Origin of the sequence: Devosia oryziradicis, from assembly GCF_016698645.1 — a bacterium.
Lineage (GTDB): Bacteria > Pseudomonadota > Alphaproteobacteria > Rhizobiales > Devosiaceae > Devosia > Devosia oryziradicis.
In genome coordinates, this window is the sequence record NZ_CP068047.1 from 1,925,596 (window position 1) to 1,944,017 (window position 18,422).

At 62.5% G+C, this 18,422-nt stretch carries 15 protein-coding genes; 5 read left to right on the forward strand and 10 right to left on the reverse strand.

Annotated elements, in window-relative coordinates:
- Nucleotides 1-117 precede the first annotated feature (117 nt).
- Nucleotides 118-2,064: a glycosyltransferase family 2 protein gene (locus tag JI749_RS09615; protein ID WP_201652709.1), complete on the forward strand. Its 1,947-nt coding sequence runs from the start codon at nt 118-120 to the stop codon at nt 2,062-2,064.
- Nucleotides 2,061-3,173 carry a hypothetical protein gene (locus JI749_RS09620; protein WP_201652712.1) on the forward strand — a complete coding sequence of 371 codons (1,113 nt, stop codon included), beginning with the start codon at nt 2,061-2,063 and terminating at the stop codon, nt 3,171-3,173. The genes JI749_RS09615 and JI749_RS09620 overlap by 4 nt, the downstream gene beginning before the upstream one ends.
- An 11-nt stretch (nt 3,174-3,184) precedes the next feature.
- Here the strand turns inward: JI749_RS09620 and JI749_RS09625 are convergent, their stop codons facing one another.
- Entirely contained in the window at nt 3,185-4,105 is a 921-nt protein-coding gene (locus JI749_RS09625; RefSeq protein ID WP_201652715.1) for a homoserine O-succinyltransferase, read from the reverse strand.
- A gap of 68 nt (nt 4,106-4,173) precedes the next feature.
- A complete protein-coding gene (locus JI749_RS09630; RefSeq protein WP_201652719.1) occupies nt 4,174-5,040 on the reverse strand; it encodes an ATPase in 867 nt (288 codons plus the stop codon).
- A 228-nt stretch (nt 5,041-5,268) separates the two neighbouring features.
- On the opposite strand from JI749_RS09630, the gene JI749_RS09635 reads away from it, so the two are divergent.
- The 3 genes from JI749_RS09635 (at nt 5,269) to JI749_RS09645 (ending at nt 11,037) form a co-directional block, all read left to right on the forward strand.
- Nucleotides 5,269-7,044: a flagellar hook protein FlgE gene (locus JI749_RS09635; RefSeq protein ID WP_201652722.1), complete on the forward strand. Its 1,776-nt coding sequence runs from the start codon at nt 5,269-5,271 to the stop codon at nt 7,042-7,044.
- A 68-nt stretch (nt 7,045-7,112) separates the two neighbouring features.
- Nucleotides 7,113-8,951 (forward strand): flagellar hook-associated protein FlgK, encoded by a 1,839-nt coding sequence (flgK, locus tag JI749_RS09640; RefSeq protein ID WP_201652725.1) that lies wholly within the window; start codon nt 7,113-7,115, stop codon nt 8,949-8,951.
- 13 nt (nt 8,952-8,964) lie between these two features.
- Nucleotides 8,965-11,037, forward strand: coding sequence for a hypothetical protein (locus tag JI749_RS09645; RefSeq protein WP_201652728.1), 2,073 nt, complete (start codon nt 8,965-8,967; stop codon nt 11,035-11,037).
- A gap of 72 nt (nt 11,038-11,109) precedes the next feature.
- On the opposite strand, the gene flaF is transcribed toward JI749_RS09645, so the two are convergent.
- The 8 genes from flaF to JI749_RS09685 all read right to left on the reverse strand — a co-directional run bounded on the left by flaF (nt 11,110) and on the right by JI749_RS09685 (nt 18,248).
- Nucleotides 11,110-11,484 carry a flagellar biosynthesis regulator FlaF gene (gene flaF / locus JI749_RS09650; protein WP_201652731.1) on the reverse strand — a complete coding sequence of 125 codons (375 nt, stop codon included), beginning with the start codon at nt 11,482-11,484 and terminating at the stop codon, nt 11,110-11,112.
- Nucleotides 11,435-11,860, reverse strand: coding sequence for a flagellar biosynthesis repressor FlbT (gene flbT, locus JI749_RS09655; protein WP_201652734.1), 426 nt, complete (start codon nt 11,858-11,860; stop codon nt 11,435-11,437). The genes flaF and flbT overlap by 50 nt, the downstream gene beginning before the upstream one ends.
- Nucleotides 11,861-11,974: 114 nt before the next feature.
- Nucleotides 11,975-13,753, reverse strand: a complete 1,779-nt coding sequence (locus JI749_RS09660; RefSeq protein ID WP_201652737.1) for a flagellin N-terminal helical domain-containing protein — start codon at nt 13,751-13,753, stop codon at nt 11,975-11,977.
- Between the two features lie 196 nt (nt 13,754-13,949).
- The gene (locus JI749_RS09665; RefSeq protein ID WP_201652740.1) at nt 13,950-15,731 is read right to left on the reverse strand and encodes a flagellin N-terminal helical domain-containing protein; all 1,782 of its coding nucleotides are present in this window, start codon (nt 15,729-15,731) and stop codon (nt 13,950-13,952) included.
- A 211-nt stretch (nt 15,732-15,942) separates the two neighbouring features.
- Nucleotides 15,943-16,287, reverse strand: coding sequence for a hypothetical protein (locus JI749_RS09670; RefSeq protein ID WP_201652743.1), 345 nt, complete (start codon nt 16,285-16,287; stop codon nt 15,943-15,945).
- A gap of 103 nt (nt 16,288-16,390) precedes the next feature.
- Nucleotides 16,391-16,858: a hypothetical protein gene (locus tag JI749_RS09675; protein WP_201652746.1), complete on the reverse strand. Its 468-nt coding sequence runs from the start codon at nt 16,856-16,858 to the stop codon at nt 16,391-16,393.
- On the reverse strand, nt 16,855-17,175 hold the full coding sequence (locus JI749_RS09680; RefSeq protein WP_201652749.1) for a rod-binding protein: 321 nt from the start codon (nt 17,173-17,175) through the stop codon (nt 16,855-16,857). Before JI749_RS09680 ends, JI749_RS09675 begins: the two co-directional genes overlap by 4 nt.
- Entirely contained in the window at nt 17,175-18,248 is a 1,074-nt protein-coding gene (locus JI749_RS09685; protein WP_233280925.1) for a flagellar basal body P-ring protein FlgI, read from the reverse strand. The genes JI749_RS09680 and JI749_RS09685 overlap by 1 nt, the downstream gene beginning before the upstream one ends.
- Nucleotides 18,249-18,422 lie beyond the last annotated feature (174 nt).

The window sequence follows — 18,422 nt, forward strand, 5'->3', positions numbered from 1 at the left end:
GCATGCACCGAACGGCGTGTACTCCGAAGCGATCATTAACGCAGAGTGAGCACGGCCTTCCGGCTTTTTCCATTCCGGTTGAGGAAAGCTTCATGAGCCCGCGGCTAACCTCGGCTGATGCTGAAGACCGCGTTAGCCATAGATGATCCCGCCGACGGCTCCCTACCCGCGGACGAGCCGCTGACAGGCGATGCCCTGCAGCTTGCCGTTGCCGAATTGCTGGTGCAGAGGGGAAACCTTTCCCTCGTCGACCTTGCCAATGCCACCCGTGCAAGCGCCGAATGGGGGCATGAGCTGGCCCATGTGCTGATCGCCCAGGGCTATGTGCGGCGCATGCAATACTACCAGGCGCTGGCCGCGGTCTATGGCCTGCCCTTCGTCAACCTGCGCGAAGAACCGAGCGATCCGCTGCTGGTCGATCCCGATGACCGCACGGACTATACGGCGAAGAACCTGACGCCGTGGCGGGTCGAAGGCGGCAAGGTGATCATCGCCGTCACCAACATTTCCGAGGATGTGCGGCGCTGGGCAGAGGATCGCTACGGACGCTCGCATGGCTTTGCCATCACTTCGCCCTACGACATCCTGTGGCAGACGCAGGCGATGTTCCGTGAGCGCGATAGCCACATGGCGCGCGAGGGGCTCTACGAGTGGAAGCCCGAGCACTCCGCCAAATATACCATCACAGACCCGCAAAAGACGACGATCTACCTTGGCCTGGCCGTGCTGGTCCTGGCATTGGGCTTTGCGCCCATCCCAACCCTGGTCGTGCTGATGGGAGCGGCGACGGCGCTCTATACGCTTACCTTTGCCTTCAAGTTCCTCCTCACCTGGGTCGGTTCGAGCAGAAGCGCCGACATGGTCATTTCCGACGAGGCGGTTGCCAGCCTGGTTGATCGTGACCTGCCGGTCTATACCGTTCTGGTGCCCATGTATCGCGAAGCGCGCGTGCTGCCGCTGCTCGCCAAGGCACTGAAGGGCCTCGACTATCCGGCATCCAAGGTCGAAGTGAAGCTGGTGCTCGAAGAGGACGACGCTGAGACCATCGACGCGGCCAAGGCGCTCAACCTGCCGGGCAATTTCGAAATTATCCGCGTCCCGGCCAGCCAGCCCAAGACCAAGCCCAAGGCGTGCAACTATGCCCTCCAGTTCTGTCGCGGCGAATTCCTGACGATCTATGATGCCGAGGATCAGCCCGAGCCCGACCAGCTCAAGAAGGCCGTGCTGGCCTTCCGCACGGCCGAGCCGAACCTGGCCTGCGTCCAGGGGCGGCTGAACTACTTCAATCGCGGTGAGAACTGGCTCACCAAGATGTTCACGCTCGAATACTCGCAGTGGTTCGACTTCATGCTGCCTGGCCTGGACAGGCTCAAGGTGCCCATTCCGCTGGGCGGCACGTCCAACCATTTCAAGCTCGCCGCCCTGCGCCGCGTCAACGGGTGGGATCCCTACAATGTGACGGAGGACGCCGATCTGGGTGTTCGCCTGGCGCAGGAGGGCTACACGGTTGGCGTCATCAACTCGACCACCTATGAAGAAGCCAATGGCGTGCTGCCCAGCTGGATCAAGCAGCGCAGCCGCTGGATCAAGGGCTATATGCAGACCTGGCTGGTGCATATGCGGCACCCGATGCAGCTCTACAAATCCATTGGTCCGGTGGGCTTTTTTGCCTTTCACTTCTTTATTGGCGCCCCCGCCTTCACGGTGCTGCTCAATCCGATCCTCTGGGCCATCACGCTCATGGTGTTCGTCACTCAGACGCAACCATTCGGTTGGCTCTTCCCCGAGCCATTCGGGACGATGGCCGTGTTCAACTTGGTCGTAGGCAACCTGTTCCTGATCTATTTCGGGATCGTCGCAGCATTGAAGCGGCGCTACTTCGACCTGGTCCTGGTCGGGGCCACCCTTCCGTTCTACTGGGTGCTGCATTCGATCGCCGGCTACAAGGCGCTGAAGCAACTCATCAGCAATCCGCACTACTGGGAGAAGACCGAGCATGGCACCTCCGCCATGACGCAGGCCAATCTGGCCGCTGCCAAGGCGGATATGGAGGATGCGGCATGAGCCAGGCCGGGGCGACACACGCCGTACCGGCCCGCCGCGACCTGGCGCTGCCCGCGGGGCTGCTGGTTGCGGCGTTCCTGCTGTTCCTGGGCGGTAACCTGGCAGGCAACGGGGTGATCGGTCACCTCGATCCTGCCGCCACGGTGTTGCCGGGTTGGGAGCACGGCAGCCTGCTGCGTGTACTGGCCGTCTGGGTGGCCAGTTGGTTCGGCTTTGTCGACGCCGGGACGGCGCTGTTGCTGGTTTACGTGCTGATGGCCTGCATTGGTGCGCTTCTTACCTATCGGTTCCTGCTGGTCAGTGGCTGGCCGGCTCTCCAGGCGACGCTGGCCTTGGCGCTGATCGCGGCCAATGCCTTCCTGATCTACGCCACCACGACGACCAGTGCAGAATTCCTGCTCCTGCTGGCGGTGGCCGCGCTCATCCCGGCCCAGCGAAGGCTGGAGGCTGTTGGGGATGTGCAGGCCGTCATCAACTACAGCCTCACGCTTACCCTTTTGCTGGTGGCGGGGCCGCCCCTGATGGTCCTGGTGCCACTTCTTGTGTTGGCCGTGCCGCTGCGGGAGGCCGAGGCCCGGCGCAAGCCGCAGGTGTTTGCCGCAATGTTGCTCGTGGCGGTCGTGCCTACGTTGATCATCATTGCTGGCGTATGGGCGATGGCGGCGCGGGCAGGGCTGAGCGCGGACCTGCTCCTGCAGCCTTTCGCGGAGGACTTCGTCCCCATCCGGCGGCCAGTCGCGGCAATGATCGTTCTGTCGGCAATCTCCGCGCCGGTGGCCGCGATCCTGGTCATTCACGGCGCCATTCCCGACCGGCGGCGCAAGCCGCTGACGACCTTTGTCGCGCTGGCCCTGCCGCTTTACCTGGCAATCGGCAACAGCTTCTTTGATTGGCAGCTGGCGCCCTGGGCGCCCGCCGCCGCGATGATGGCCACGGCCATGGGATGGCTTTGTTCGACGCGTGTCCGGCCCTGGATGCGCTGGCTTACCTTGGCCATGCTGCTCGTCAGTGCCCTGGCGAGCTGGGTCGTGGCAGGCCTGTGGGCCGATCCGGCATGGCTGGAGGGGCTGATGCCCATCCAGCTCTATGGCCTGACCAGCCCCGGCTGAGCCGTCCCCGCTCAGGCCTGGCCCGTGCCGATCCGGGCGATGTCGTATGGCGTAGTCTGGTAGATCTCGTTGATCCAGTTCTGGAACAACAAATGCGCGTGGCTGCGCCAGCGGTTTTCCGGCGTCGCCGAGGTGTCGCCATTGGGGAACAGATTGGCCGGTGGTGGGGTGTCGAGCCCGGCCTTGACGTCGCGCTCATACTCGTCGGCCAGCGACCGATTGTCATATTCGAGGTGGTTGAGAAAATGCACGGCGCGGTGCTTTTCATCGCCCAGCATCGAGACGCCGATCTCGGGATTGTCAATCAGCACTTCCAGATCCGCGCCCAGAGTCGTCCGATCGATATCGTTGTAGCGCGATACGGGGATCATCGGGCTGTCCGAAAACCCGCGCAGGAAGGGCGAGCGCGGGTTGACGACCTGGTGGCGGAACACGCCAAATGCCTTGGTGGGCATGCGATAGCGCCGTGCGCCGTGGAAATGGTGCAGGGCGGCCTGCGCGCCCCAGCAGATGAACATGGTGTGGTGGACGTTGGTTTGCGTCCAATCCATGATCTCCACCATCTCCTTCCAGTACCGGACCTCTTCGAACGGCATGTTGGCAATGGGAGCGCCGGTGACGATGAAACCGTCGAACTTGTCGCCGCGGATCTCTTCCCAGGTGCGATAGAAGGTCTTGAGATAGTCCTCGGACGTGTTTTTTGACTGATGGTCGGTGACGCGCACCAGAGTCAGTTCCACCTGCAGCGGCGTTGCCCCGATCAGCCGGGTGAACTGCGTCTCGGTGCGCTCCTTGTTGGGCATAAGATTGAGCAGGCCGATGGAGAGCGGACGGATGTCCTGCCGCGCGGCGCGCGTGGAATCCATCACATAAACGCCCTCGTCCTCCAGGGTCTTGCGGGCGGGCAGGTTGTCGGGAATTCGGATAGGCATATCAGCCTCTTGAGCGAGTTTGATCGAAAAGCGATTCAGGCGATGCGCGTCTCCCCGAAGGAAGCGCGCTAGCGCATTCGCTGCTCGATGGCGGCCGCCATGAGATCGATGAATTCGTCGCCGTCGCGGACGGTCGCCAGGTCCGACGCTTCCACGACATAGCCGAAATTGTCGGCCAGGGCCTGGTAGCGGGGCAGGCGATCATGCAGCAACGCCTCGAAGCCCCAGGCGCCAAAGCCCAGCGGATCGACGTCGCAATCCTCCACGATGCCGTTGATATGCTTGTACTCGGCCCACTTCTCGACCAGGAAAGGTGGGCGGTAATACATCGGCTTGGGCGACTGCTTGAAGCGGCGGACCAGTTCGGTGGCATCCTTGTCGGTGCCGCGGATGTAGAGCAGGGCAGTCGAGGCTGCGAGCGTCCTCACCACCGGATCGTCAGGATTGTGCGGGTCGATGACTTCGATCAACGAACCGCCGGTATCGGCAATGAAATCGTCATAGCCATAAAGCGCCTTGGCCCGCTCGATGAAGTGCGGCACGTCCTGGAGGGCGGCGACTTCGGCGACACGGTGCTGCTCCTGTCGGCGCTGGTATTCGGCCAGCGGCAGGCCGCCCTTATCAGGGTTGCCCGGCGTGCCGAGATAGGTCGAGAGCGGATCGAGATTGTCGAAGGTGATGTTGGACGAGATATAGATCGAGTCCGAGCGCAACAGCTGCGCCAGAAACGGCACCTTCATGGCTTCGCGCTTGAAATTGTCGACGATAGCCTCGCCCATGTAGCGCGTGCCGATGCGGTAGTCGGCCGAGTAGTGAAACCACTTGCTGGCACGCAGCATGTTGCTCAGGCGCGTCTTGCCCACGCCGGCCATGCCGAACACCGTCACGGCGCGGCGCGGCGCTTTCACGAACTCATCGGCACTACTGAACAGCATGGAATGCCCCGGGATTTCAGGCCCCTGCATTACTGCAAGCGCCCGGCCTTCACAAGCAGGCGGCAATTTCTGCCGACGGCTCGGACTCAATTGCCGGGAGCCTGCCAAATTTGACGCCATGGGCGAGAAATTACCCAGCAGAATCAAGGGAAAGGCGAGTTGGCACCTTGCTTGCATTGTTTCTGCCGAAAGCGTCGGACGGCGCAAACGGGTTTTACGGAGTATCAGATGGGTATCTACGGCGCTCTTTCCAGTGCGGTGACCGGGCTGCGGGCCCAGGCGCATGCCTTGGAAAACATTTCGGGCAATATCGCGAACTCGCAGACCACGGGTTACAAGCGTATCGAGACCGACTTTCTCGACCTGATCCCCGATGCCCCGATCTCGCGCCAGGTCCCGGGCGCCGTGCTGGCCCAGTCCCGCGGCACCAACAACGTGCAGGGCGACATCAAGACGGTGTCGGACGAGACGTTCATCGCGCTCAACTCGAATGGCTTCTTCGTCGTGGAGCCCAAGATCGGGCAGTCGGACGGCAACGCTGTGTTTGCCGGCACCAACTTCTACACCCGCCGCGGCGATTTCGAGATCGACAAGGACGGTCTGCTGGTCAATGGCGCGGGCTACTACCTCAAGGGCCTGCCGATCGACACGCTGACCGGCAATATCTCGGGCTCGGTCCCCGAGGTGATCAAGCTCTCCAACAACTTCCTGCCCGCCCAGGCTACGACGCGCGTCAATTACCAGGCCAACCTGCCCCAGCTGCCCAAGAATACCGGCTACAACCCCACCATCTACAACAGCGAGCTGATGGAAGCCGACGACTATGCGCCCGGCTCGACGACCGCAGCCAAGACCGGTACCGTCGTGCTGGCCGGCGGCAACGAGGCCGATACGGTCATGACGGCCGGTGAATCGATCACCGTGACGGTGAACGGCACGGCCGTGAAGTTCGACTTCTACGATGGTGACGCCGGCGCCTATACGGGTTCCGACATTGGCATCAACATCAAGGACAGTGCCCCGGCCATTACCATCAACCAGGCCCTGGCGGCGATGCAGGCGGGCTTGCGCTCCGCCGGCGGTCCTGCGGCCAGTTCGGCCACCGTGGCCCTGGATGGCTCGAACAACCTGCGCATCACCCTGGGTTCGGACTACCACGGCTCCTTCTCGGTCGCTGGTTCGGCCGGCACCATGGCCGCGCTTGGCATGACGCCTGGCGCTTCCAGCCCCCCGACGCGCCCCTTGGTCGCCACGGTCCCTGCGGACCTGGACGCAGAGTTCAAGGCCAACTCGGTGGCTGGCGGTGCCATCACGGTCTATGCCGAAAACGGCGCACCGGCCAACGTCCAGCTGCGTTGGGCCAAGGTGGACAGCGCTGCTGCGGGCGGCGTGGACACCTGGAACCTCTTCTACATGTCCAACAGCGAGGCGACCGGTACCTCGCCGATGTGGACCAATGTCGGGCAGACCTATGCCTTTGCCGGCGACGGCTCGCTGTTGCCGCCCGGCGTGCCGACGGCCACCATCAACAACTTGACGGTCAACGGCGTGGCCCTGGGCAATGTGGAACTCAAGCACGACACCAACGGCGTCTCGCAGTTCGCGGACGTAAACGGCACGGTCAACGTTTCGACGCTGAACCAGAATGGCTACGGTGCCGGCGAGTTCGTTTCGGTCGCAATCAACGATAATGGACGCGTCGTGGCGACCTATTCCAATGGCGAGCGCATCGACATGGCGCAGGTGGTGACCGCCGAATTCAACGCCATCAACAAGCTCAAGCGCCTCGATGGCGGTGTGTTCTCGACGACTTCCGAATCGGGCGAGGCCATTCTCGACCTCTCCGGCTCCGGCGTTATCGGCGGCGCACTCGAGGCCTCCAATACCGACATTTCCGACGAGTTCACCAAGCTGATCGTGACCCAGCAGGCCTATGCCGCCGGTACGCGCATCGTCACTGCAGCCGACAAGATGCTGCAGGAAGCCCTCAACATGATCCGCTAAGGCGGAGCTGACCAGTAGCGGTCCGGGACCAGGTTCCGGACCGGATTTCTCAGTGTGGAGTTCCCTCGATGGGCCTGACGTCGTCACTCACCAATGCTGTGTCCGGTCTGCGGGTCAACCAGGATTCCATCGACATCCTGAGCCGGAATATCGGCAATTCGGGCACGCCGGGCTACCACCGGCAGTCGCTCAACATTGTCGACTACAACACGCAGGACGCCAGCTACGCCCGCTCCGTCGGCACCAATCGCGCCTTCAATTCCAGCCTGCAGGCCTATTACAACCGCCAGGTTTCGGACACCGCCAATTCCAGCGTGAGCGCCAGCTATCTCGACCGGCTGCAGGGTTTCCTCGGCAAGCCCGGCACCGCCGGTGCGCTCGACACCGTGTTTGGCCAGTTGCAGAATTCGCTCCAGGGCATCGCCACCAGCCCCGATGACTACAATGCGCGCGCGCAGGCCGTTTCGGCCGCGCAAAGCATGGTCGAGACCCTCAACCGGCTGTCCAGCACCATCCAGGGCATGCGCCAGGAAACGGAAGGGCAGATCGCTTCCAACGTCCACAACATCAACGGCATGCTCAACTCGCTGGCCGAGGTGAACAACCGCATGCTCGACCTGGGCATGACCGATGCGGCCCGCGCGGCGCTGCTGGACCAGCGCGACCGACTCGTCGGGTCGGTGGCCGAACTGATCGACATCCGGGCCGATTACCGGCCGGACGGCACCGTGGCGCTGATGACGCGCTCCGGCGTCGGCCTTATCGACAATGGCGTATCGACCTTCAAGTTCGAGAGCGCCGGCAACCTGTCGCCCAATTCCATCTTCGATCCCGATCCGGCCCAGACCAAGGTCGGCAAGATGACGCTGACGACGCCGTCGGGCCTGACCATCGACCTGGTGACCCAGGGTGTGCTGCAGGGCGGGGAGCTTGGGGGGCTCGTCACCCTGCGCGACCGCACCCTCGTCGAAGCCCAGGAGCAGCTCGACCAGATCGCGGCAGGTCTTGCTCTTGCCTTTTCCACCAACAAGAGTGCCGGCGTTGCCGCGACCAGTGGCGCGGCGACCGGCCTCGATGTCGATATTTCCAATCTGGCGCCTGGCAACGACGTCCTGCTGACCTATGCGGAAGATGGCGTCGAGAAACGTGTCCGCGTCATCAACACCACCGAAGCCTCCGACTATGTGGACGCGACGGGGCAGCGCGTTATCGGCATCGATTTTTCCGCCGGTGCAACGGCCGCTGCGGCGGCCTTGGATGCCAAGCTGCCGAACCTGGACATTTCCAGCACCGGTGCCAGCAACCTTCGCATCCTGGATGATGGCGCCGCCGGGCGGACGGATATTCGCACCGCGGTGGCGCGCTCGAGTTCAACCGGATTGCAGGGTGCCGGCCTGGGCTTCAACCTGTTCGTTGACCAGGGCAACAAGGCCTTCACCAACAACCTCGACACCGACCCGCAGCAGATGCAGGGTTTTGCGGCGCGCATCGCCATCAACCCGGCCGTAGTCGCCGATAACCGCCTGCTGGTGCAGTATGAAGTTGGGGGCACGCTCGGCGATTCGGACCGTGCCGACTACGTCATCGATCAGCTCAGCAAGATGCAGTTCGTGTCGGGCGGCAATCCGGCCGCCAATACCGGCCGCTTCCAGCTCACCGGAAATCTCAGCGAAATCATCTCGCAGATCGTTGGCTTCCAGGGGTCGACGGTCAACGCGGCGATCACCAAGCGCGACGACCGACAGCTGACGCTCGACACCATCGTCGACCAGATGGAGAGCGAGTATGGCGTCAATGTCGACGAGGAAATGGCCCGCCTGATGGAGCTGCAGAATGCCTACGCCGCCAATGCGCGAGTGGTTTCCGTCGTCAAGGAACTGCTCGACGCCTTGTTGGCGGCGACTTGAGGAGTAGCGTAAAATGATCGTCAACAAGTCCATGTTCCCGCTGCAGACCGGGTTCGGCGTCATCTCCAAGATGCAGGACCGGTTCGCTACGCTGCAGATGCAGCTCGGTACTGGCGAGAAGGCATCCAAGCTGTCCGAGATGGGGCGCGACCTGCCCATGTCGCTGTCGGTGCGTTCGCGCCTGAGCAAGATCGAGGGCTTCTCGGCCAATATCGATACGGTCAAGCTGCGCTTGAGCTTTCTCGACAAGACCGTGACCCGACTGGACGCGATGGAAGCCGAAGGGCGCAGCGCGGCCGTGCAGGGCCAGTACGGCACCAACAATATCAACATGGCGACGCTGCCGGGGCTGTCCAGGGCGCGGCTGGACGAGCTTGTGACGCTGCTCAATTCCGACGTGGCGGGCCGCTACCTGTTCGGTGGCTCCAACACCGACCGGGCGCCGCTGCCCGATACCAATGTGTTGCTGGACGGGCAGGGCGGCAAGGCCGGGTTCAAGACCGTTCTAAACGAGCGCAAGGCGGCCGATCTTGGCGATGACGGCATGGGCCGCCTGGATTCCAGCCTGGTCGTGGGCGATCCGCCGGTTCCCGGCCCAGCTACCGCATCGGTTGTCACGCTGGGCGAAGACGGGTTGCATCCGTTCGGCTTCAAGCTCTCGACCATTTCGAGCACTGCGGCCCCATCGGCGGTGACGTATACCTCGCCGGTGGCGACGGTGCCTCCGACAGCCAAGTCCCTCACGGTCAGCTTTCAGCCCGCTCCAGCCGAGCAGATCCAGTCCGGGCAGACCATCACGATGGGCTTCACGCTGCCCGATGGCACCGAAACACAGCTCACCCTGCGCGCGACGACGGCGGGGGAGTCTCATGGTGGCAGCGACGAGTTCATCATCGGCGCCGATTCCGGCGAGACCGCCACGAACTTCCAGGCGGCGCTGAATGCCAAGCTGGTGTCGCTGGGCGAAACGCAGCTCGCCGGGGCGTCCAATTTCGCTGCCTCCGCCAACTTCTTCAATGGGGCAGGCGAGCCAGTATTGCGCGTGCAGAATGGCGGTGGTGGCTTCGGCAACGCGACCCAGCTGCGCGTCGCCGACGCCACCGATACGATCATGTGGTACACGGGCCAGTCGCCGGCGGTGGCGGCCGAAGGCCTGGGCCGGTTGAACATCGGCACCAATACGGCCACCAACAGCGTCCGTTTGACGGAGACGGCACCGGTCTCTGCCAACCACGGCTTCCAGATCAGCAGTATATCGCCCAGCACGGCCAACATTACCACAAGCTATACCGCGGCAAATCCGAGCTCGGCTTCCGCAACTTTTGCCGCCAATCCGGCCGCCGGGGAAACCGTGAGGATGACCCTGACCGAGCCCAACGGCACCACGCGCGACCTCGAACTGACGGCGGTTACGGGCAAGGCCGGCGCCGGCCAGTTCACGATTGGCGCCACTGTGGGGGAAACCGCCGCCAATTTCGCCAAAGCCCTCAACGTGGTGGCCAGCGAAGCCGCGATGACGGCCGAGGGCAACCCGCGCCAGAGCGTGACCGCGCAGGTGGACGACGCGACCCGCGTTGCCTACGGCATCCAGGGCAATGAATCGGGCCTCTTGCGCCTGGTGCGTACGATGGCCTCCCTGTCGGTCGAGACCTATCCCACCGAGGAGAACATTATCGCCTCGCGTGAACCCATGCGGCTCGCCGCAATGGCCGTGGCCGACCCGGTGCAGCGCGTCGCGGACCTTGCCGCCTACGAAGCCGCTGTGGTTGCGGATCGTCGTGCCGCCAATGGACGGTACGACGCCATGGCCATCCGGCAGCAGGCGCAGTTGTCGGAGTCGCACAATGCCGAGCGCGGCTCGGTGGAAATTCTGACCATGGAGCTGGCGGTCGCCCACATCTCGCTCGACACCGCGTCCCAGCGCCACGTCAATTACAAGGCGCAGCTGGACAACCTGCTCAGCGATGTCGAGACGGTTAGCAAGGAAGACGTGGCCATGGAAATCCTGGCGCTTCAGACCCGCCTGCAGGCCAGCTACCAGGCCACATCGATGATCAGCCAACTGAGCCTGGTCAAGTTCCTCTAAGACCCGTATCACCGGTACAAACAAAAACCCCCTCGACATTGTCGAGGGGGTTTTGCTGTGGGATCTTTCCGGTCAGCTTCCGCGCAAGCCTGCTGCGATCTGACGGTTGAGACGGACCAGCACATCGAGCTGCTGCGGCTGGGGATTGAGGTCCAGCAGGATCTCGCGGGTCTGGTTCATAATAAACATGCCCAGATTGGCCACGTTCTGGCGGACTTCAGTGGGAAGGGGGCTGTCGTCCTTGGTCACCGCGGCCATGAAGATGGTCCAGATCTTGCGGTTGTAGGTAAGCGCGGCTCGCAGTTCCTGATCGGTGCCGATCGCCCATTCGTCCTTCACCCGCTGCAGGCCTGCCGCTGCCTTCATCAGGAGCGCGGATTCACGCTCCCGGGCCGACTCAACGATCTTGGTCGTCTGCTGGTAGGCTTGAGCGCCTTGCTGGTGCATGGGAAAGCAGTTCCTGTTCGTATTCTGTCAGCCGTTGAGCGGCCTTCAGAGCTTTGTACAGGGCCCCAGTTAATATCTCGTTATTGATTTGGTTAATGATGTCGACAGCTGACGGAACCGCTTCCAGAAAGTCTCTGGACAGATTGGTGTAGGATGTTCTAGCCGCCTCGAGATCCTCATCGATATACATCAGCTGCACTGCCAGGTAGATGCGCTTGGCGGGCGTATTCGCGGTTTCGGACGTCAGGATGTCCTTTTCGCGCAAGATGGGGGCGCGACCCTCGATGAAGAGGCGGGTGCGCTGGTCCGAGTTGGTTATGATGCAATTGCCGACGAGCAGCTTCTCGCCTGGCTTCAATTCGACCTTCAGCGCCATTCAGCGGCCTCCGCGACTCGTGCTCTCGGTGACTGGTCTAGCTTGCCCATGTGGCGAAAACAATGAAGGCGGGCCGGGGCCCGCCTTTTGTATTCCTCGTCCTGAACGGAGCGTTTAGCGCAGCAGCTGCAGGATCGACTGGTCGGCCTGCGAAGCCAGCGACAGCGAGTTCTGCGACAGCTGCTGGCGCGTCTGCAGCGCGAGAAGGTTGGCCGCTTCTTCGTTCATGTCCGCCAGTGTCAGGTTGCCGGCGCCGGTCTGGAGGGTATCCACCATCGACTTGGTGAACTTCTGGCGATTTTCGACGATCGAGAGGTTCGAGCCGAAGCTGGATGCCTGCGAGCGCACCTGGTCGAGGGCCGTCTTCATTTCCGCCAGGAGGGCGTCGATGGACACGTCGCTGTCGAGGTCTTCAGGATCCATGGACGTCGGTACGCCCAGGTTGGCGGCATTGACCGTCAGGCCATCCTTGGTCTGGATGTCGATGGACGAGGTGCCGGTCTCGTTGAAGGTGATGGTCAGCTTATCGCCACGCAGCAGGTTGATGCCGTTGAACGAAGCGTCGTCGGCCAGCTTGTCGAGCTGGTCGCGCAGTTCGTTGAACTGGGACGCAAGGCCGGTACGCACCGAGTTACCGGTGACGTTGGCCACGCCGACGCCGCCGGTGATCTTGCCGGTGGTAAGACCCTCGATATCGAGCGTCTTTGTCGACTGGTTCTCGATGCGCAGCTTGCCATTGTCATTGGAAGCCCGAATCTTGCCCATCAGGTTGGGATCGGCATTGATGGCAACCACCAGTTCGTCGGTGGAGCGGGCGAACTTCATCGTGGTGCTGGTGGTCGGTGCGGCGAACAGGGCAGCATCGGCGCCCGTCACCGACAGCGCGCCGGCGTCGTCGGCAATGGCACGGAGGCCAATCTTGCCGCCGGTTTCGCTGTAGGCTTCGAACTTCCGGTCAGCACCAAGCTGGGCGTTGATTGTGGTAATGGCGGTGGCCACATCGGCACCGGTGGTGGTGTCGAGCGTGATCTTCTTGCCGTTGATGGCGAACTCATGCTTGCCATCGGAACCAGCGGTCGAAACGCGTTCGCCAGCGGCTGGAGCAGTTGGATCGGCAGGAACGGTACCCATGACGGCGTCGGCATCGGCGCCGCCAACCGTGATCTCACCGTCGACTTCATTGACGGCGGTGAAGGTGAACTTGCCGCCGGTGGAGCTGAAGGTGACCTTGCCGCCCAGGTCGGAGTCGGCCAGCGTCTCTTCGATCTGGTCTTCCCAGTCGGCGAGCGTGTTGCCGGCGTTTGCAGCAAGCGTGAAGGTTGCAGTCTTGCCGCCAAAGCTGACCGAGAAGGTCTTGCCGGCAACGGCAGCAGCGTCGTTGTTGGCTACGTCGCCAACCAGGGTGGCTTCGCCAGCGGCTGCAGGGGGCTCATACTTGGCAGCCATCACGGAGGACTGGCCAGAACCGGTCTTGATCAGGTCGACCCCGACCGTATTGGTCACGGCGCCGCCGGAAAAGCTCAGCTTGCCGAGAAGCGGATCGTTCGCATCGACCTTGGTCAGCTCGAGCGAGGTGGTCTGGAAGGACTTGTCCTGGCGAGCCTGACGCAGGGTCGACTGCATCGACTCCAGCGTCTTGGTCATTGCGGTGAGACCGTTGTCCGCCGCTTCCAGGGTCTGGACGCCGTTGGCCATCGAGTCGAGCAGGGCGCCGAGATCGCTGGCGCGGTTGTTGAGACCCTGGGCAGTGAACCAGTTGGATGGGTTATCCAGCGCCGAGTTGACCTTGTTGCCGGTCGCCAGGCGATCCTGGGTCTTGCTCATCAGTTCCGCAGTGCCCTGCAGCGAGAGCAGGTTGGAGCGAACTGCTTTCGAAAGCGAAATATCGGACATCTACAGTGATCCCTTGCCCTTGTCCTTCAGGCCCGTTCTGGCCTCGTTAGGAACTATTTACGACTCCTTTCCTTAAAGGGGCGTTAACCATGAAAATTGACGGGTCATAAACCCAGATCTTGTGCCTATTCGGGACAACGAGAAAGGGCGGACCTTGCGGCCCGCCCTTGGTATTTTTTCCAGGTTTTACCGCGGTTTAGCGGATCAGCTGGAGGACCGACTGGTCGGCCTGGCTGGCCAACGACAGCGAGTTGGACGAGAGCGACTGACGGGTCTGCAGAGCGAGCAGGTTGGCAGCTTCTTCGTTCATGTCGGCCAGAGTCAGGTTACCGGCACCGCTCTGGAGCGTGTCGATCATCGACTTGGTGAAGGTCTGGCGATTCTGCACGATCGAGAGATTCGAGCCGAAGGACGAGGCCTGGGCACGAACGTCGTTGAGAGCAGACTTCAGCTTGCCCAGCTGGGCGTCGATCGAAGCGTCGCTGTCCAGGTCCTTGGCTTCAAGAGTGGTCGACACGCCGAGGTTGGCGGAGTTGATCGTCTTGTTTTCCTTGGTCTGGATATCGATCGACGACGTGCCGGTTTCGTTGAAGGTGATCGACAGCTTGTCGCCACGCAGCAGGTTGATACCGTTGAATGCAGCGTCGTCGGCCAGCTTGTCGAGCTGGTCGCGCAGTTCGTTGAACTGATCGGCGAGGCCCGAACGGACCGAGTTGCCGTCAATTGCGGACTTGCCTTCGCCGCCGGTGATCTTGCCGGTGGTCAGGCCTTCCACATCGAGAGCCTTGGTCGACTGGTTCTCGATACGCAGCTTGCCATTGTCGTTCGATGCGCGAACCTTGCCGTCCAGGTTGGTATCGGCATTGATGGCGGTCACCAGCTCGTCAACCGAACGGGCGAACTTCATCGTGGTGCTGGTCGTCGGAGCGGCAAACATCGAAGCGTTGGCGCCCGTGACAGACAGGGTACCGGCGTCGTCGGTAATGGCGCGGAGGCCAATCTTGCCGCCAGTTTCCTTGTAGGCTTCGAACTTCTTGTCCGTACCGAGCTGCGTGTTGATCGAGCTGATGGCAGTGTCCAGATCGGCACCGGTGGTGGTGTCGAGCGTGATCTTCTTGCCGTTGATGGCGAACTCATGCTTGCCATCGGAACCAGCTGTCGAAACGCGTTCGCCAGCGGCCGGAGCAGTCGGATCGGCAGGAACGGTACCCATGACGGCGTCGGCATCGGCGCCGCCAACCGTGATCTCACCGTCGACTTCATCGGCTGCGGTAAAGGTGAACTTGCCGCCGGTGGAGCTGAAGGTGACCTTGCCGCCCAGGTCGGAGTCGGCCAGCGTCTCTTCGATCTGGTCTTCCCAGTCGGCGAGCGTGTTGCCAGCGTTTGCAGCAAGCGTGAAGGTTGCAGTCTTGCCGCCAAAGCTGACCGAGAAGGTCTTGCCGGCAACGGCAGCAGCGTCGTTGTTGGCTACGTCGCCAACCAGGGTGGCTTCGCCTGCGGCTGCAGGGGGCTCATACTTGGCAGCGGTAGCGGCCTTCTGGCCCGAACCGGTCTTGGTCAGGTCAACACCGACGGTGTTGGTGACCGAGCCACCCGCAAAGCTGAGCTTGCCCAGTTCTGGGTCGTTCGCATCAACCTTGGTCAATTCAAAGGACGAGGTCTGGAAGGACTTGTCCTGGCGAGCCTGACGCAGGGTCGACTGCATCGATTCCAGGGTCTTGGTCATGGCGGTGAGGCCATTGTCCGCGGCTTCCAGGGTCTGGACGCCGTTTGCCATGTTGTCGAGCAGGGCGCCGAGATCGCTGGCGCGGTTGTTGAGACCCTGGGCAGTGAACCAGCTGGACGGGTTGTCCAGGGCCGAGTTCACCTTGTTACCGGTGGCGAGGCGGTTCTGGGTCGAAGCCATCATGTCCGCAGTGCCCTTGAGCGAGAGCAGGTTAGAGCGGACGGCTTTCGAGAGAGAGATATCAGATGCCATTTAGGATAGTCCTTTTCTAGGATTACGCAAACTAAAACGCCTCTTCCTGAGGCAGGGCGATCCTCATCCGGCAGGCTCTAAGGAAGGATTAAGCCGGTGATGAATATTTGGGCAAATTGCGCTGGATGCGGCTGGACCCAGAAACGAAAAGCCCCGGAATCCCGGGGCCTTCTGCTTCGCGCATAACTTGGATCGGTCAGACCCGATTAACCTAGGCGATCAGATCCTTGAGCCGCGCCTCGGATTCAGGCGGCAGGGGGATCGAGCCGATGCGCATGATCAGCTCTTCTATATTGGTCGGTGCCGGCGGCATCTTGCCCGCAATCACCGCGGCCGCGAACATGGAGGCGGCCCCGTAACGCTCGGGTTCGGGAGCCGGTTCTGCCGGCGCGTCCTTGCGCGGAAACTGACCGCTCTCGCTCGAGGTGGAGCTCTTGGGCGCGGGTGGGGCGCTGTCGGGCAGCACACTGCGCTCCCCGTCGACGGGCCTTGGGCGGTAGCTTGAAAGACCGACACTGCCTGTAGAAAGCGGATCGGCCGTGAGTGCGGTGATCATGACGCTGTCCTTGCATCCACGAATGCCAGTGGGCACCCTAAATCTACCGCGATTTCTCCCTGATTACCGATTTCGACTGCAATTGATGTAAATGGAGTCTAAATCAAAGGGCTCTGTTTATTGCGATGCCGCGTGCCGATGCTGCCGGGTCTGCTGTGATGGCTCCACCCCGGCCATAAGTCTTGGCCCGGTTTTGCTGGCCCACGATCTTGGCGACATCTGTAAGCAGATCTTCGGTGACCATGCGGGCTGTCGCCAGCACGCGCAAGTTCTCTGCCATTTGGGTCGCCAAGCGTTCATGCCCGGCTTTGAGACGCTCCACCGCCGCCGGCGCCTGTACCTTGAGACGCGGCCCCTGGCGCTGCACCGAGCGGGCGAAGCTGACATAGTCCTGGGCGAGGCGCGTCTTTTCCGGGGTCAGGGTGCTGGCCTGGCGCATATGGCCGGCCCGGAGCAGGGTGGTTTCCTGGTTCATGACATCGACCAGTGCGGCCAGAGCGATTTCGGCCATGCGGCACAATTCATCGGCCGGCAGGCTGTCGAGTGCGGCAAGGCGTGCTGCTGCGGTCATTTATAGGCTCCCGGAAAGATTGTGTTCTGGTTGTTGGCCGCTTCCTGCATGGCGAGCAGGTCGGGCAGGAGTTGGTCGGCAATGCCGAGGCCGCCGTTCTTGGCCATCTCGGAGGCCAGCTGTTCGGACTGCATCGACCGCCAGGTCTCCTCGCCGAACCCGCCGCCCATGGCGCTTTCATCGGTCTTGATGGAGGAGAAGAGTTCCTTGGTCAGCGTGTTGAGGAACACGCCTTCGAAGTCCTCGGCCTGCTGGCGGACCTTGGCGATCTGGGCAGCGGTGAGGGTCGAGCCCGGCTGCTTGACGGTCTGCAGCATCACAGCACCTCTATCTCGGCCTGCAGCGCCCCTGTCGCCTTGATGGCCTGGAGGATGGCGATGAGGTCGCGAGGCGAGATCCCCAGAGCATTGAGGCCGTCGACCAGCTCCTGCAGCGTCACCGACTCGTTGACGATGGTCAGCGCAGTTTCAGACAGGTTGGCATTGAGATTGGTATTGGCCTCGGACGCGGTGACGCCCTGGCTCAAAGGGGCGGGCTGCACCACCGTCGGGTCCTCGGCAATCGTCACCGTGAGGTTGGACTGGGCCACCGCCACGCTGGACACACGAACATCGCGACCCATGACGATGATGCCCGAGTTTTCGTCGATGACGATTTTGGCCGTCTGGTCTGTTTCGACCATCAGTTGCTCGATGTCGGTCAGCAGGTCGACGATATTGCCGTTGAAGCCATGCGGCAGCGTCAGCCGTACCGTGGCGGGATCTTCCGGAGTGGCCGTCGGCGCGCCGATGAAGTCGTTGACCGCCAGCGCAATGCGGCGGGCAGTGGTCAGGTCAGGATTGCGGAGCGCGAGGCGCAGCGAAGTCTGGCTGCCCAGGTGGAAGTCGATCTCGCGCTCGATCAGCGCTCCCGAAGAAATACGGCCGGTCGTTGGCACGCCCGAAATGATCGTGGCGGCGTCGCCCTCGGCCTTGAAACCGTTGATGGCTACCGGCCCCTGGGCAATCGCATAGACTTCGCCATCGGCGCCCAGCAAGGGCGTGACGAGCAGCGTTCCGCCCTGCAGGCTGTCGGAATCGCCCAGCGCCGCTACCGACACGTCCATGCGCGAGCCTTGGGTGGCAAATGGGGGCAGGTTGGCCGTTACCATGACCGCGGCCACGTTATTGGTGCGGACATTCTCGCCGGCGGTGTTGACGCCGAGCCGTTCGAGCATGGATTGCAGCGACTGCTTGGTGAAGGGGGAGTTGTTCAGGCTGTCGCCGGTGCCGTTGAGGCCGACAACCAGGCCGTAGCCGACCAGCTGGTTCTCCCGGATGCCCTCGAAGTCGACAATGTCCTTGATGCGCGCCGCGGCCGCCTGGCTTTCCAGCGTGGGCAGCAGGACCATGGACAGGGTCAGCGCCCCTGCGATCAGCCTGTGCAGCAGTGATTTCGTCATCCGGATCCCCGTAGTCTGGCTGCACCATCCCCATGGCGCCGCATTCGCCGTTCACATTGCGAAAACCATGCCAGCCACACGCGCTGGCTCTAGTGCATTGATTTGAATTCGGTTTTCTGGTTG